This is a genomic window from Cupriavidus sp. FW305-F7 (assembly GCF_058782875.1).
Map to the genome: position 1 here is coordinate 73,832 of NZ_JBYSYC010000017.1, position 15,172 is coordinate 89,003.

Sequence of the window (15,172 nt, forward strand, 5' to 3'; positions counted from 1 at the left end):
CCGGCGCCGGTTTCAGCTGCCGATGCCGAACTCCGCCAGCACCGCTTCGGTATGCTGGCCCAGCGCCGGCGCATTGCCTGCCAGCCGTTCCGATCCTGCCATGCCTGGCAGGTTGGCCCACGGCACTTCGCCGATCCCTGCCAGCGGCAGCCGGCCGAACACGCCCGCCTGCGCGCATTGCGCGCTCTCCAGCAGGTCCCGTGCATGGCCCACGCGCGCGAACAGCACATCGTGCTCGGTCAGCAGCGCCTCCCAGTGCGCCAGCGGCTGTGCCGCAATGGCCTGCGCCACGCGCCGGACCAGCTCCGCCGCGCGCGGCAAACGGCCGGCGCTGGTGTGCAGCGTGATATCGGCCAGCCAGTCGTCGAAACCCAGCAGCGTTGCCAGCCGCACGAACATTGCGTCGTTGAGCATGCTCAGGTACAGCCGGCCATCGGCCGCATCGAACAGCCCGGTGGGCGCATTGGCCACGGCCAGCTCCGCATCGGGGAACATGGCGTCATCCACCATCAGGTAAGACTGCAGCGCGGCACTGGTCTCCAGCAGTGACAGCCGCACGTGCCGGCCGCGGCCGTTGCGGGCGGCCTTGTACAGCGCTGCCGACGCATGCTGGGCCGCATAGAGCCCGGTGCTCAGGTCGACCATGTAGAAGGCAATGCGGCGCGGCTGGCCGGCGCTGTCGCGGTTCAGGTGCATCAGGCCGCTGAAAGCCTGCATGGTGGTGTCCACCGCCGGCATGTTCGCCATCGGGCCGGCATGGCCGTAGCCCGAGATCGAGACATAGACCAGCGCCGGGTTGCGCGCGGCCAGTGCCTCGTAGCCAACGCCCATGCGCTCGGCCACGCCGGGGCGGAAGTTCTGGATCACCACGTCGGCCTGCTGCGCCAGCCTGGCGATGGCGGCCCGGCCGCTGCCGCTGCGCGCGTCCAGCAGTACGCTCTCCTTGCCCGCGTTGCAGGCGACCGCAATCGCGGTCTGGCCGGCGCGGATGCGCCCCATCTGCCGCGACCAGTCGCCGCCAGGCGGCTCCACCTTGATCACGCGCGCACCCTGCTGGCGCAGGATCAGGCCGCAGTACGGGCCGGCGATGCCCTGGCTCAGGTCTAGCACGGTCAGGCCGTCGAACATGGCATCTTCCGTTGCCGCTTGTGCATGGTGCATGTCGTGCTCTCCGTTCAGATATCCAGCATGACCTTGCCGATGGCGCGGCGCGACATCGTGGTGTCGACGGCGTTGAGCCAGTCGCTCAGCGGGAAGTGCTGCAGCACGGGCGGTGCCAGCTTGCCGCTGGCTGCCGCCTGCATGATCTCGGCCACCATCGCCTGCACCCTCTGCGCAAAGCGCCGGCGCTCGTCGGTCAGGCCCCAGCCGATGTAGTAGCCGTAGTTGAAGCCGATCAGGGTCAGGTTCTTCACCAGCAGCAGGTTGGCCGGCACCTGCGGGATACGCCCGCTGGCATAGCCGATCGACAACAACCGCGCGCCCGGCTCCGCGCAGCGCAGCGAGGCGTCGAAGAGATCGCCGCCGACCGGATCGAACACCACGTCGGCCCCGCCCGCGGGGCACAGCGCCTTGACCGCTGCCGCCAGCGTGGCCGCGTCGGACGGCAGCGCATGCGCGGCGCCGTTGCGCAGCACCGCCTCGCGCTTGGCCTCGGTGCTGGCAGTGGCGATCACGCGCGCACCCATCAGCCGGCCCACCTGCACCGCGGCCGTGCCCAGCGCGCCGCTGGCGCCATGGACCAGCATGGTTTCTCCCGGATGCAGCGCGGCGCGCCACGCCAGCGCCGCCCAGACCGTGCCATAGGTGACGGGCAGCGCGGCCGCCTGCGCCAGCTCCAGCCCGTCAGGCACCGGATAGACCGTGTCGGCCATGGCCACCACTTCCTCGGCAAAGCCGCCCCAGTCCAGCGCTGCGGCCACGCGCTGGCCCGGGTGCAGCCGCGTGACATCAGGCGCCACCTCGATGATCTCGCCCGCGGCCTCGGTGCCGGGCGTGAACGGCAGCGGCGGCTTGCGCTGGTACTTGCCAGACACAAACAGGCTCAGCGCAAAGCCCACCCCGGCATGCCGCACGCGGATGCGCACCTGGCCGGGTGCCAGCGGGCGGCGCGGGATGCGTTGCAGTTCCAGCTCGCTCCAGTGGCACCAGCGGGAGCAGACCAGCCCCAGGTAATCGTTTGCTTGCATCGGCACTCCTGTCATTCGAGCGTGATGCCGACATCGCTGATGATGCGGCTCCATTTGTCGCGGTCGTTCTTCATCACCGTGGCGAAGGCTTCCGGCGTGCCGCCGACAGGCACCAGGTTCAGGTCCTGCATCTTCTTCGCGATCTCCGGCAGGCGCACGATGCGCGCGACCTCGCGCGACAAGGCATCGACCCGTGCCTTGGGCACGCCGGCGGGGAACACCAGCCCCATCCACGCATCGGGCTCGAAGCCCTTGTAGCCGGCCTCCCGGAAGGTCGCCACCTTGGGCAACAGCGCCGAACGCTCCGCGCCGGCGATCGCCACCGGCACCAGCTTGCCGCCCTGCAGCAGCGGCATGGCCGTGCCCACGGCAATAAAGCCCAGCTTCACATGGCCAGCCGCCAGGTCGGTGGCCAGCGGCGCGCCGCCCTTGTAGGCGACGTGTTCCATCTGCAGCCCGGCCTCGCGCTTGAGCAGCTCACCCAGGATATGGCCCGTCGTGCCCGCGCCATACGACCCATACGGATACTTGCCGGGATTGGCCTTGAGCAATGCCACCACCTCCGGCAGCGTGCGCGCCGGGAAGTCCGGCGACACCGCCAGGATGGTGGACGAGATCGCCACCTCGCTGACCGGCGTGAAGTCCGCGATCGGGTCATAGCCGATACCCCGATACAGCGACGGATTCTGCACGTGCGCGGTGAAGGTCAACAGCGCGGTGTAACCATCCTTTGCCGCGCGGGCGACGTACTTGGTGCCCGTGGTGGTGCCCGCGCCAGGCTTGTTGTCGACAATGACCGGCTGGCCCCAGCTCCTAGTCAGCTCCTGCCCGATCAGCCGCGCCACGGCATCGTTCACATTGCCCGCCACCGACGGCACCACGATGGTCAGCGGGCGCGAAGGATAGGGCTCGGCAGAGGCGGGATCGGCGGCGCAGATTGCCGCCGGGATGGCCGCCAGCAGCATGGCGGCCACGGCTGCGCGCAGCCGTGCGGAACGGTGTTGCATCGGTGTGTCTCCTGTCCTTGCTCCCTTCTGTGGTGCCCGCGGGAGTGCGGTGCGCGAGGGATGCCAACGCAGTCTAGGCCAGCACCCCGCCCGGCGTGATTCCCGCGCGGCGCGGGTCAAGTCCTGCCAGGCATGGCGCAGCGCCGCATTGTCCTACCCCTCCCCCGCTGACACGGCGAAGGCAATGGGCGGCGCTACAATGGCTCGCACCGTCCCCGCGCCATTGCAGCGCCGTCACGCCCCATGCGATTCGAGGATCTTGAAGCTTTCCTGGTTGTCATCGAGCAAGGCAACCTGCACCGCGCCGCCGACACCCTCGGCATGACCCAGTCCGGCCTGTCCAAGACGCTGGCGCGGCTGGAAGGCGAAGCGGGCATGCCCTTGTTCGAGCGCACCCCGCGCGGGCTGGTGCCGACCAGCGTGGGCCGCACCCTGGTCGCCCATGCGCGCCGGATCTCGCTGGCCGCGGGCGACATGCGCAATGAACTGGCCGAGCAGCGCGCGGCGCGCGCGGGCACGGTGCGCCTGGGCGCCATCCCCTACCTGCTGCCGTCGCTGCTGTCGCCGCTGCTGGCCCGCTTCTTCCTGAGCCGGCCGCTGGCCACATTTTCGATCGAGACCCACCTGAGCGCGCGCCTGATGGCGATGCTGCAGAACGGCGAGGCCGACCTGATCCTGGGCGCGCGCCCGACCAGCCTGCCGCCGGACATTGCCTGGCTGCCGCTCGGTCCGCTGACCATGCAGATCGTGTCCCGCACCGGCCATCCGCGCCGCGAGGCCTTCCGCACGCTGGCCGACCTGAGCGGCGAGCGCTGGGTGGTGCCGGCCACTTCGCTCTACCTGCGCCAGTGGCTGGAGGAACGGTTTACCTCGGTCGGGCTGCCGCCGCCGCGCGTGGCAGTGGAAAGCACGGCGTCGCCGGTGGCCTTCGGCGAGCTGCTGCGGCACTCGGATCTGCTCGGCATCATGCCGCCGCGCATGCTGCGCCAGGCCGAGGGCCAGGGGCTGGCCGCGATCGAGGCGCCGGGCATGTCGTGGCAGCATGAGCTGGCCGTGCTGTGGCGCGCCGATGGCTACCTGTCGCCGATCTGCCAAGACTTCCGCGATGCGGTGGTGACGTGGTGCGAGGAAATGGAGCTGTAAGGGCCGGGGTGCTCAGGGCACCCACCAGTAGCGGGTGATATGGAAGAACACCGGCGCGGCGAACACCACCGAGTCCAGCCGGTCCAGCATGCCGCCGTGGCCCTGGATCATATGGCCCCAGTCCTTGATGCCGCGGTCGCGCTTGATCGCCGACATCACCAGCCCGCCCAGGAAGCCCATCAGCGCAATCACCAGCGCAATCGCGCCTGCCTGCCACGGCGAGAACGGCGTGATCCACCACAGCGCCGCGCCCAGCGCGGTGGCACTGGCCACGCCGCCGACAAACCCCTCGACGGTCTTGGATGGCGACAGCAGCGGCGCGATCTTGTGCCTGCCGCACAGCTTGCCCCACACATACTGCAGCACGTCGCTGCCCTGCACCACGATCACCAGGAAGGCGATCAGCAGCAGGTTGCGGCCTTCGAAGCCCGGGATCGGCAGCGTCAGCAGCGCCGGCACGTGCGAGATGCAGAACACGCACACCATCACCGCCCACTGCACCCCGGCGCAGCGCTCCAGGAAGCGCGTGGTCTCGGACGACAGCGCCGCAAGGATCGGCAGGATCAGGAAGGCATAGACCGGGATCAGGATCGAGAACATGCCGTACCAGCCGATATAGACCAGCACGTACTGCAGCGGCAGGAACACGAAGAAGGCGGCGACGATGGCGTGATGGTCGCCGCGCCGCGTGGTGATGATGGTGACGAACTCGCGCAGCGCGAAGAACGACAGCAGGTAGAACAGCACGATCACCGCGGTGCGCCCCAGCGCAAAGGCCGCGCCCATGATGCCGATCATCCACCACCAGGCCCAGACGCGCTGCGCCAGGTTGTCGATCACCGCGTGCTGGCCGCCGCCCGCCACCCGCCAGCGCAGCAGCGCGGTCACCGTGGAGGCCAGCAGCAGCACGCCGAACAGGCCGCCGAACAGCAGCCAGGTCTCGGGGCTCCAGTGCAAAGTGGGCATGGCGGTCATTCCAGCTCCGGGGCAAGCGCGAGCAGGCCGTCGCGGCAGCGCGCAAGGAAGGCTTCCTTGCTGTCCTCGGCGGCCAGCAGCACCGGCTGGCCAAAGGTGACGGTGCACAGCAGGGGCACCGGCACGACTTCGCCCTTGGGCATCACGCGGTTGAGGTTGTCGATCCACACCGGCACGAACTCCACCCCGGGGCAGGCCCGCGCGAGGTGGTAGATGCCGCTCTTGAACGGCAGCAGGCGCGCGTCGGTGGTATTGCGCGTGCCTTCGGGAAACAGGATCAGCGAGTCGCCGGATGCCAGCGCGCCGTGCATCAGCGCCACCGGGTCGCTGCCCAGTTCGCTGCGGGTGCGGTCGATCAGCAGCGCGTGGAATACGTCGCGGCCGATAAAGCGCCGCAGCGGCGAGCGCTCCCAGTAATCGGCACCGGCCACCGGGCGCGTGACGGTGCGCAGGTCGGGTGGCAGGCAGCCCCAGATCAGTACGAAGTCGCCGTGGCTGCTGTGGTTGGCAAAGTAGACGCGCTGCAGCGCGGCGGGGATGCAGCCCTGCCAGTTGGCGCGCATCCCGGTCAGCAGCCGGGCGAAGACGATGATGGCGCGCGCGGTCGCGCGGGCAAGCCACATGGTTGGTTACCTCAGGATCAGGGTCAGCAAGGCCAGCGCCAGCTGGCACACCGTCAGCGCGGCGCTCGCGCGCACCAGCCGCAGCGCGCCGCGGGCGCGGTCCGGCAACGGGCGGCCGGCGCGTTGCGCTGGCATCCAGCCCAGTTCGAGCAGCGCGCCATCCAATCCGGCCAGGTCGGGCTGGCCTTGCTGCGCGGTCGCAAGCGCATCGAACAGCCGGCGGTCGATGGCAACGCGCAGCAGCAGCCAGAGCTGGGGCAGCGCCAGCAGCAACGACGCGGCCGCCAGCGCGCGCGGGACCGGCGTGGCCACCCCCAGCCATGCCGTGGCGACGGCGAAAGCCAGCCCGGCCCCGCCGATCCACACCGCGCCCGACAGCGCGCCGGTGACGGCGTGCGCGATCCAGGCATCCGTGCGTTGCGTGAACTCAGCGTCCATCGTCGGGCTCCGGCATGGCGGGACGGTCCAGGCAGCGTTGCAGCGCCTCGGCATGTTCGCGCCCGAGCACCACCGCCGGCCGATGCTGGCGCAACGCCGCCAGCGCAGCGCCGGCGTCGCGCAGTCCCTGCCCGCGCGCCAGCCATGCGGCGGCGACCAGCGCGCTGCGCGAATAGCCGAGCGCGCAGCTGACCAGCACGCGGCGGCCCTGCCGGTGCCAGGCGTCGAGTTGAGCCACGGCCTGGTCCAACTGCTCCGGCGTCGGCACGGTCAGGTCCAGCACCGGCACGCAACAATACGCAAGCGCCGGGCCGGTGGCTGCGCGCGGCAGTTCAGCCGTCAGGTCGAGCACGGCATCCGCCCCGATCGCGCGCAGTTCGGCGCGGGTCGGGAAGCGGCCAACCCAGATGCCGTCTGCGATGGCACTGGGCTGCGGCGCGCGCCGCGTCCACCAGCGCGAATTGAGGAAGGCGCCCAGCAGGTAAGGCGCCAGCACCCAGCGCGCGCCCGGCGCCATCGACCCATCACGGACCTTCTGGAACCACGCCGGCGCGGCCAGCGCGTAGATCCTGGCGACGCAGGCCAGCGCCAGCGCGGCCCACAGCAGCAGGAACGCCAGCGTCACCGACGCGCCCACCGCCAGCACCGCGCACAGCAACGCCACCAGCGCGCACACGGTGTAGCGGCGTGACAGCTGGCGCGTGCGCGCATCCGGCGCGCCGGCCGCGGCCGCGGGCAGTTGCATCGGGAACAGGTAAACGCACAGCCAGCCCACCAGCGCGCCGGCGGGCACATCGATCAGGTGGTGCTGCCAGGTGGTCAGCACCGAGACCCCGATCAGCGCAAACCAGCCGTGCAGCAGCCAGCGCCAGCCGCCGCGCAGGTGGGCCGCAAAAGCGACCCACAGGATCACCAGCAGGCTGATATGCAGCGACGGCGCCTGGTTGAACGGCAGGTCGAAACCGCCCAGCAGCGTGAACAGCTGGCCCGGCAGGCCGTCGGCCTCGGGCCGGGCAAAGCTGAAGCGCAGCGGGAAGGCGATAAAGCATGCCACCGACACCAGCTGCGCCAGCACCAGCCGCTTGACGTGCGTGAGCAGCGCCGCGCGCGTGCGCCACAGGAAGAAGGAGATGCCGTACAGCAAATCGATCGACCAGTACGGCAGGATGGTCCACGGCAGGAACGGGATCCCCCGCTCCCATTCGAAATAGACCGCCGGCACGTTGGCACGCTGGCTCGCCAGCCAGTTGGCAAAGCCGTAGCTGGAGAAAAAGAGCGCGCCGGCCAGCGCCAGCAACAGGCAGGCCAGTCCCCAAGGCCGCTGCCCCGCCGGCCGCTCCGGATGCGCCCCGGCGCCAGCCTCCGTCGGCACCGTGCTCATGCGCCGCGCCTGCGCGCCAGGCTGACGGTGAAGATGCCCCACGGGTCGATGCGCTGGGTCACCTTGTCGAAGCCCGCGGCCCGCACCAGTTCGTCCATCTCGGCCTGCGAGCGGCGGCGCATCACCCAGGCGGCGCCGGCGCGGTGGCTGGTGAGCGCGCGCGCGATGAATTCCAGCTGCGGATGCCAGGGCTGGCCGGTGTAGACCAGGTAGCCGCCGGGCGGCACCGCGCGCGCCAGGCCATCGAGCGAGCGCCGCACCATCGCGTTGTCGGGGAACAGTTCGTACAGGCCGGAAACCACCGCCAGTGTCGGCGCCGGTGCCAGCGCCGCCAGGCTGTCGCCGTCGAAGGCATCGCCCTGCTCGAAGCGGGCCCCGTCCGCCAGGCCCTTGGCGGCGATCAGGGCGCGGCCCTGCTCGACGTTCAGCGGGCTGTAGTCGCGCAACAGGATCGACTCGACCGCGGCCCCGCCGCCATCCAGCGCGCCCAGGGCCTCAAGCACATAGCGCCCGTGCCCGGCGGCGATGTCGACGATCCGCACCGGCATGCCGCCCGCCCGCAGCCGCCGCACGGCGTCGGCGATCAGGGCCTCGGCGTGGACCTTGCGCTGGCGGATGCCGCGCCAGCCTATCGCGTCCAGGTACTGCTGGTCGGCCAACCGGCCCAGCTTGCCGCGGCCCGAGGGGGCGTTGCGGTAAACATAGTCGAGCGTCGAGCCCGAGTCGAAGCCGGTCTCATGGCCCAGCCGCACCCCGTCCGACAGCATCCCGCCCAGCTTCAGGTTGGCCCGCGCCGCGCGCCAGTACCAGGCGGCCAACCCGGCCGGCGCCGACGCCAGGCGGTCGGATTCCTCGCGGAACGGGCCGATCTGGTCGGCATCGAGCAAGGAGCGCGGTGCCGACGGCGTGTCGAATTCGCGCAGGATAAAGCGGCGCGCGGCATCGACCGCCAGCTTGCGGTCGCGCTCGCCGAGCGTGTCGTGATAGAAGCCGTCCAACACGATGCGCTCCTTGGTGCGCGAACCCAGGCGCTCATAGAAGCGGTCCTGCGGCCCGCGATGCACGACCCAGTCAGCGCCGGAGATCAGCAGCTGCGTCGGCACCGTGATTGCCGCGGCATCGGCGACGATGCGCTCCGCGGTCTCGTACAGGTCCAGCAGGATATTGACCGCGATCGGGCGCGTGATCAGCGGATCGCTGTCGTAGCTGGCGATCCGCTCGGGATCGTGCGTGAGGAATTTGGCCTTGACGTAGCTGTTGACGAAGAACTTGCCGCGCAGGCGCTGCATCAGCTTCAGCCCCGGCCGCGCAAAGGGCACGTAGAGCTTGACCTTAAACGCCGGCGAGGCCAGCACCAGCGCGCGGATCGGCGGCGCGTAGTCGTGCACCCAGGTGGAGGCCAGCACCGCGCCCACGCTCTGCGCGATCACCGCGGTGCGTTCCAGCGGGATGCCGTGGACCTCGGCGATATGGGTGGTGAAGGTCTGGATATCGCGCACCGAGTCCGCCAGGCTGGGGCTGTAGCCGCGCTCGCCGGGCGAACGGCCGTGTCCGCGCGCATCCCAGGCAAAGATCTCGTAGCCGGGCAGGTTCAGTTCGTCGGCCAGGTGGGCGACCCGGCCGGAATGCTCATGGCCGCGATGGAACAGCACCACGGCGCCGCGCGCCGGGCCCTCCACGGCCGGCCAGTGCCGATAGAACAGCGTCTGGCGGTCGTGGGTCTCGAATTGCCGCTCTTGCGGCTGGCGGGGCGACGCTCGGTCCATCTCGCTACTCCACAGTGCGGGACTGGGCCTCGGCGACACCGCGGCGCACCCGGTTGGCAATCGTGAACAACGACAGCAGCGACAGTACCAGCCACAGCCAGCTGGCGGCCGCGCCAAAGCCCAGGCCAACACCGGCCCACAGCGCGATCGCGCCGACCGCGAAGGCGCGGTCGCTCTTGCCCAGCGGGCCGTCGTAGCGCCGGCTGGCCCCGGCCAGCGGGCCGATCAGCCCGGCGGCCTCGACGATCACCGCCAGCAGCGCGAAGGTGCCGACCTGGCCCAGGCTGAAGCCCGGCAGCGCGGCCAGCGGCAGGATCAGCGCCAGGTCCGAGGCAATGTCGCCAAGCTCGTTCAGGTAGGCACCCAATACGCTCTGCTGGCCGTGCTCGCGCGCAAGCATGCCGTCGACGGCGTTGAGCGCCATGCGCAGGAACAACCACAGGGGAAACAGCAGGAACAGCGCCGGGGACTCGGCCACCAGCATGCCCAGCGTGGCCAGCACGCCCACCGCCAGGGAGCCGGCCGCGGCGGCCAGCGTTACCTGGTTGGCAGTCACGCCGCGCTGCGCCAGGTCTTGCACCATGGGGCGCAACCAGGCCTGGAACCTGGGCTTCAGTTCATAGAGGGTCATCGCACCGGCCTCCCTGCCGAGCTGATGCCGGAAGCGACGCCGTGCGCCAGGCCACGGCGACGCGCAGGATCATGCGCCCCGGCCCGCCCCGACCTCTTCCGTCTTGTTCTTGGTTATTTTCTGACTGCGGCCCGGCTGCGGCACGTGCCGGCCAAGGCATGGCGGCAGTGCCTGGCTCAGCACTCTACCGCCAACATCGAGACATTACCAGAAGGCGCTTGCTGCCAGATGCCGTTGCCGGCTAGACGGAAGCAATGGTGTCCCGCACTGCGTCGGTCACCTGCGCCACCACGCCCTCGCGCCAGTCGTCGGCATCGCCATAGAAGGCACGCCACATCGCCTGGCGGACCAGCGCGCGCTGGTTTTCGTCGGCTTCCGGGTGCTGGTGCAGCCAGTGGTCGCCGCGCAGCGCCTCCAGCACCTCGCCCACCGGCAGCGTGCCGAACTCAAGCGCGATGCCGGCATAGTCCGTCGTGGGCAGGGTCTGCAGCACCGCGTGCCAGGCCAGCCCGGTGAGGTTGGCCGAGGTCGACGAGCCATCGTAGATCGAGGTCACCCGCTCGCCCCAGATCGCGCGCGTGCGCGTGAGCGATTGCGGCGTGTCCGGGCCCATGTGGATGGGCTCGCCATAGCCCCAGGGGCCCAGCCCGGTATGGACGTCGATCCAGCGCAGTGCCTCGCGCCCGGCGCCGAAGCGCGCCAGGATGCGGCACAGCGTGTAGTTGCTCCAGGTGGCCTTGTCTCCGCCGTAGAACATGCCGCCCGGATCCTGGTACTGGCCGCGGCTGACCGCGGCCTGGTACCACGGCATGCCGCGCTCGGCCACGGCCTTCATCAGCTGCGCCTGGTCGGTGTCGGACGGCGGCCATTGCGCTGGCACCAGCAGCGGCGCGATCTCGGCGTAGGCTTCGTTGTGCGGCAGCGGCTGCGTGAAGTCCATAAAATTGCGATTCAGGTCGACGTTGTCCTCGTTGACCCGGCGCAGGTGGGAAAAACCGTAGGGATTGATCGCATGCACCAGCAGCAGGCTGGTGTCGGCGGCGGCGCAATCGGCAAGCAGCGCGGCGTCGTGCAGTATCGTCACCTGTGCGCCGGAGCCGGCAAAGCCTTCGGCGCCATGCGTGCCCGAGGTCACCATCAGGCAGCGGCTGGCGTCGGCCGGGCCGGCCAGCGCCACGTCGATCGCGAGGTCCTCGCCGGCACTGCCGCGCTTGGTGGGATGCGGGAACTGCGCCAGCGCGGCCCCGGCCGCGCGCGCGGCGTCAAGGAACTTCTGGCGGGCTTCGGCGTAGCTGCGAGAAAAATGGCTCATGGCGTGACCGGCGGATGCGATGCAGGCATTAGACGCCAAATCCGCAGGTCTTGCCACCCGCCGCTAGAACAGCGATCCGGATGCATACCCGGGCGATGCCGGCGCGGGCTCCGTCCCCGGACCCCAGATGCCAGGCGCGGTGAACGCCTGCGGATGCATCTCGATCCCGGCCGCGGCCAGCTGGCCGGTGGTCAGCACCAGGTGACGGGCCAGCCAGTCGTGCAGGCTGCGCAGGAAGCGGATGTTGTCGACGCTGTTGGACCCCGCGATCAGCCATTCCAGCTTGATATGCGCGGTATAGACGTCCAGCAGGTTGGTGGCGCGCAGCCGCGGCGGCGTGGACGGGCTGCGCTCGATCGCCAAGATGCGGCGCACCTGCGCCATGCCGATGTCGCCGGTGCGCTGGTACTGCTCGTAGACGCCCTCGAGCGCCGGGAAGCGCACTGTCGGCTGCACGCGCGGCACCGCGGCCACCTTCTCCATGCGCAGCACCAGGTAGCGGATCGCGGCGGCGCGCTCGGCGGCCTGCGCCTGGGCGGGGTCACGGCGGCGGGACGGGGGCGCCACCTCGGGCAAGGCCGTGCGCGGCACCACATCGCGCTCGGTGTAGTCCGGCACCTGCCGCAGCAGGCCCGGATGCGGCACCGCGGCACGCGCGCAGTCGTCGCCAAAGGGATATTCATGCCCTGCGCCGTCGCGCAGGATATAAGCCTGCCCGGCCGGAAAGCCATGGTGGCGGCGGCTCGCGCCCCGCGCATGGCAGCGCGTGGCGGGGTCGACGAAGTCCTTGCGTACGGGGATCCAGCCCCCGTCGTGTGCCTGGGTCATGCGATGCGGGTCATGCCTGGTTTGCTAGACCCGCCATTGTCGCCGATCTGCGCGATCGCCCCGGCGAATCTGCCCTGCCCTACTTCAGCATGAACGACATCGCCGACAGGCAGTTCAGCATGCGCACCGCCGCCTGGACCGAATCGGCCTGGAAGGACAGCGTCACCCCGTCGCGGCGCTCCAGCGTCGGCCACTGGCAGAACAGGTCTGCATGCGCGGGCGTCAGGGTCTGCAGGGTGCAAGTTACCGGTGCGGCGATACGCAGGCATTGCGCCTGCGCGCGCTCGCGCACCGCGCTTGCCGCCGCCGCGGCAATGGCCTCGCGCGCCGCCGCCGGCGACAGCGAGGTGCCGCTGCCGAAACCGCCTGCGGACTTGGTCTCGACGTAGCGCACCCACGGCATCAGCGCATGGGTTTCTTGCACAAAGACATCGTCGCCGCTGGCCATCAGCACCGGCGCGCCGAACTCGCCGGCCAGCGCGGCGTAGAGGCCCGCCTCGCCCAGTTCCTTGCCATTGAGCCAGACCCGCGCAAAGGCGCCGCTGTTGATGGTGTGCGCCAGCACGCCGCGGCTCTGGGCGCGGCCGTGGTAGCCGATCATCAGCACGCCGTCGACACCGGCCTCGACGCCGGCCATCATGCCAAGGTAGCGCGGCTTGCCCAGCACCACCCGCGCGCGCGGATCGAGCTGGTCCGGCAGCAGGTTGCGGAAGCCGCCGTGCGAATCGTTGACCAGCACCTCGGTGGCCCCGCCGGCAAAGGCGCCTTCGACCGCGGCATTGGCTTCGCCGGTCATCCAGGCCCGGGCGCGTTCGTATTCGCCGTTGCCGGGGCGCGTCTGCTCGGCGTGGAAGACGCCAGCCACGCCTTCGATATCAGTGGAAACTAGGATTTTCATCAGGCGGTTCGGCCCAGTTCGGGCATCACGTCCAGCAGTGCGCGCCGGCCGTGGCCGTCGCGGCCCTGCACCGGTGCGGCATGCCACAGGGCATGCAGGATGGCTTGCTCGACGCTGTCGGCCGCGGCGCGGAACAGCGGGTCGAGAAGGGTTTCATGCAGCATGGCGACGGCCGGCATCGGCCGCGCGGCGTCATGGGGCACGGTATACGCGGTCGAAAACGCGAGTGCGATATCGCCTGAGCCATGCCCGAACACCGAGCCGGTACGCGCCAGCCCGGCGCCGGCGCGCAGCGACAGCCGGCGCAACTGGCGCGCGTCCAGCGGGGCATCGGTGGCGAGGATCATGATGATCGATCCTTTTTCCGGTTGCGCCGCGGTGTCGGGCTGCGCCAGGCGCTGCACCAGTTCCGGACCGGCCAGCCGGCCGGCCACGGTCAACGATTCCGGCGTGCCGAAATTGGCCAGCACCAGCGCGCCCACGCAATAGCCACCGGCCAGGCGTGAAGCGGTGCCGATACCGCCCTTGACGCCGAACGCCGACATGCCGCGCCCGGCACCGACCGCGCCCTGCGCAACGTCCTCACCGGCACCGGCCAGGGCCGCCTCATAGTGGCTGCCCTCCACCGCCATGCGCTGGATATCGTTCAGGTAGCCGTCATTGCACTCGAACACCAGTGGATTGACGGTCGGCAGCGCGCGGCCGATCTCCGGGTTGGCCGCCACCGCCGCACGGATCTGCGCCTGCGCCACCGCGCCGACCGAAAAGGTATTGGTCAGCGCCAGCGGCGTTTCCAGCACGCCCAGTTCGTCCACCTGCACCAGCCCGATGCTCTTGCCAAAGCCGTTGAGCACGGTAGCCGCTGCGGGCACCTTGTCGCGGTAGGGATCGCCGCCATGCGGACGGATCACGGTGACGCCGGTCTGCACGGCGCCGTCCGCCAGCGTGCAATGGCCGACGGTCACGCCGGCCACGTCGGCAATGCTGTCCAGCGGACCTGCCGGCAGGCTGCCGACATGCGGCACGCCCGTTGTCGATGCGGTCATGTTCAGCGGCTCAGGTTCAACGGCGGTCGATCTTGGGGTCGAGCGCGTCGCGCAGGCCGTCGCCCAGCAGGTTGAAGGCCAGCACGGTCAGGAAGATCGCCAGGCTCGGGAAGATCGCCACATGCGGCGCGGTCACCATGTCGGCGCGGGCTTCGTTGAGCATCGCACCCCATTCGGGCGTGGGCGGCTGCGCGCCCAGCCCCAGGAACGACAGGCTGGCCGCGGTGATGATCGAGGTGCCGATGCGCATCGAGAAATACACCACGATCGACGACACCGTGCCCGGCAGGATATGCCGCATCAGGATGGTCCAGTCCGACGCGCCGATGCTGCGCGCAGCCTCGATGTAGGTCAGCCGCTTGAGCATCAGCGTATTGCCGCGCACCAGCCGCGCGAACGCCGGGATGCTGAAGATGGCCACGGCGAAGATCACGTTGGTCATGCCGTTGCCGAGGATCGCGACGATGCCGATCGCCAGCAGGATGCCCGGGAAGGCGAAGAGCACGTCGGAAATGCGCATCACGATGCGGTCCCACCAGCCTTCGTAGTAGCCCGCCAGCAGGCCCAGCACGGTGCCGATCAGCGCGCCGATGATCACCGACAGGAAGCCCGCCGCCAGCGAGATGCGCGCGCCGGCCAGGATGCGGCTGAAGATATCGCGTCCGAGCGAATCGACTCCCATCCAGTGCGCGGCCGACGGGCCGGCGTTGAGCGCGTCGTAGTCGAAGAAGTTCTCCGGGTCGTACGGCACGATATGCGGCGCCACGATGGCAATCACCACCAGCACCAGCACGAAGGCACCGGCGCCCAGCGCCAGGTGCTGCTTGCGGAATTTGCGCCAGAACTCGGTCCAGGGCGTGCGCACGGCCTCCGGCACGGGGGCAGTGGCGGGTGCCGCTTCACTTGCGGCGGGCGTGGAAAGCTCAGTCATGCCG

15 protein-coding genes are annotated in these 15,172 nt (G+C 70.2%); 1 reads left to right on the plus strand and 14 read right to left on the minus strand.

Features of this window, described 5'->3' with window-relative positions; translation table 11 throughout:
• Positions 1-12: 12 nt before the first annotated feature.
• Genes AC3WL8_RS17610 through AC3WL8_RS17620 form a run of 3 tightly spaced genes read right to left on the minus strand, consistent with a single transcriptional unit; the run spans position 13 to position 3,196 of the window.
• Positions 13-1,161: a CaiB/BaiF CoA transferase family protein gene (locus tag AC3WL8_RS17610; protein WP_153954598.1), complete on the minus strand. Its 1,149-nt coding sequence runs from the start codon at positions 1,159-1,161 to the stop codon at positions 13-15.
• A gap of 14 nt (positions 1,162-1,175) precedes the next feature.
• Entirely contained in the window at positions 1,176-2,189 is a 1,014-nt protein-coding gene (locus tag AC3WL8_RS17615; protein ID WP_492378495.1) for an NADPH:quinone oxidoreductase family protein, read from the minus strand.
• 11 nt (positions 2,190-2,200) lie between these two features.
• A complete protein-coding gene (locus tag AC3WL8_RS17620) occupies positions 2,201-3,196 on the minus strand; it encodes a Bug family tripartite tricarboxylate transporter substrate binding protein (protein WP_153954600.1) in 996 nt (331 codons plus the stop codon).
• 243 nt (positions 3,197-3,439) lie between these two features.
• Here AC3WL8_RS17620 and AC3WL8_RS17625 point away from each other — a divergent pair, with 243 nt between their 5' ends.
• On the plus strand, positions 3,440-4,339 hold the full coding sequence (locus AC3WL8_RS17625; protein WP_153954601.1) for a LysR family transcriptional regulator: 900 nt from the start codon (positions 3,440-3,442) through the stop codon (positions 4,337-4,339).
• 12 nt (positions 4,340-4,351) lie between these two features.
• Here AC3WL8_RS17625 and AC3WL8_RS17630 read toward each other — a convergent pair whose 3' ends face one another.
• From AC3WL8_RS17630 to gsiD, 11 genes are all read right to left on the minus strand, one after another.
• A complete protein-coding gene (locus AC3WL8_RS17630; protein ID WP_153954602.1) occupies positions 4,352-5,314 on the minus strand; it encodes a phosphatidate cytidylyltransferase in 963 nt (320 codons plus the stop codon).
• Complete coding sequence (locus AC3WL8_RS17635; protein WP_211979789.1) at positions 5,311-5,937, minus strand: lysophospholipid acyltransferase family protein; 627 nt, start codon at positions 5,935-5,937, stop codon at positions 5,311-5,313. Before AC3WL8_RS17635 ends, AC3WL8_RS17630 begins: the two co-directional genes overlap by 4 nt.
• A gap of 6 nt (positions 5,938-5,943) precedes the next feature.
• The gene (locus tag AC3WL8_RS17640; protein ID WP_013956988.1) at positions 5,944-6,375 is read right to left on the minus strand and encodes a hypothetical protein; all 432 of its coding nucleotides are present in this window, start codon (positions 6,373-6,375) and stop codon (positions 5,944-5,946) included.
• Positions 6,365-7,756 (minus strand): phosphatase PAP2/dual specificity phosphatase family protein, encoded by a 1,392-nt coding sequence (locus AC3WL8_RS17645; protein ID WP_211979790.1) that lies wholly within the window; start codon positions 7,754-7,756, stop codon positions 6,365-6,367. Before AC3WL8_RS17645 ends, AC3WL8_RS17640 begins: the two co-directional genes overlap by 11 nt.
• Entirely contained in the window at positions 7,753-9,522 is a 1,770-nt protein-coding gene (locus tag AC3WL8_RS17650; RefSeq protein WP_492378496.1) for a bifunctional alpha/beta hydrolase/class I SAM-dependent methyltransferase, read from the minus strand. Before AC3WL8_RS17650 ends, AC3WL8_RS17645 begins: the two co-directional genes overlap by 4 nt.
• Positions 9,523-9,526: 4 nt before the next feature.
• The gene (locus AC3WL8_RS17655; RefSeq protein WP_013956991.1) at positions 9,527-10,153 is read right to left on the minus strand and encodes a CDP-alcohol phosphatidyltransferase family protein; all 627 of its coding nucleotides are present in this window, start codon (positions 10,151-10,153) and stop codon (positions 9,527-9,529) included.
• 241 nt (positions 10,154-10,394) lie between these two features.
• Positions 10,395-11,465 (minus strand): M14 family metallopeptidase, encoded by a 1,071-nt coding sequence (locus AC3WL8_RS17660; protein WP_211979791.1) that lies wholly within the window; start codon positions 11,463-11,465, stop codon positions 10,395-10,397.
• Between the two features lie 63 nt (positions 11,466-11,528).
• Positions 11,529-12,293 (minus strand): hypothetical protein, encoded by a 765-nt coding sequence (locus AC3WL8_RS17665; RefSeq protein WP_153954608.1) that lies wholly within the window; start codon positions 12,291-12,293, stop codon positions 11,529-11,531.
• Between the two features lie 79 nt (positions 12,294-12,372).
• On the minus strand, positions 12,373-13,191 hold the full coding sequence (locus AC3WL8_RS17670) for a M55 family metallopeptidase (RefSeq protein WP_114130982.1): 819 nt from the start codon (positions 13,189-13,191) through the stop codon (positions 12,373-12,375).
• A complete protein-coding gene (locus tag AC3WL8_RS17675) occupies positions 13,191-14,237 on the minus strand; it encodes a DmpA family aminopeptidase (protein ID WP_153954610.1) in 1,047 nt (348 codons plus the stop codon). The genes AC3WL8_RS17670 and AC3WL8_RS17675 overlap by 1 nt, the downstream gene beginning before the upstream one ends.
• Before the next feature lie 16 nt (positions 14,238-14,253).
• Positions 14,254-15,168 carry a glutathione ABC transporter permease GsiD gene (gsiD, locus tag AC3WL8_RS17680; protein WP_013956996.1) on the minus strand — a complete coding sequence of 305 codons (915 nt, stop codon included), beginning with the start codon at positions 15,166-15,168 and terminating at the stop codon, positions 14,254-14,256.
• Positions 15,169-15,172 lie beyond the last annotated feature (4 nt).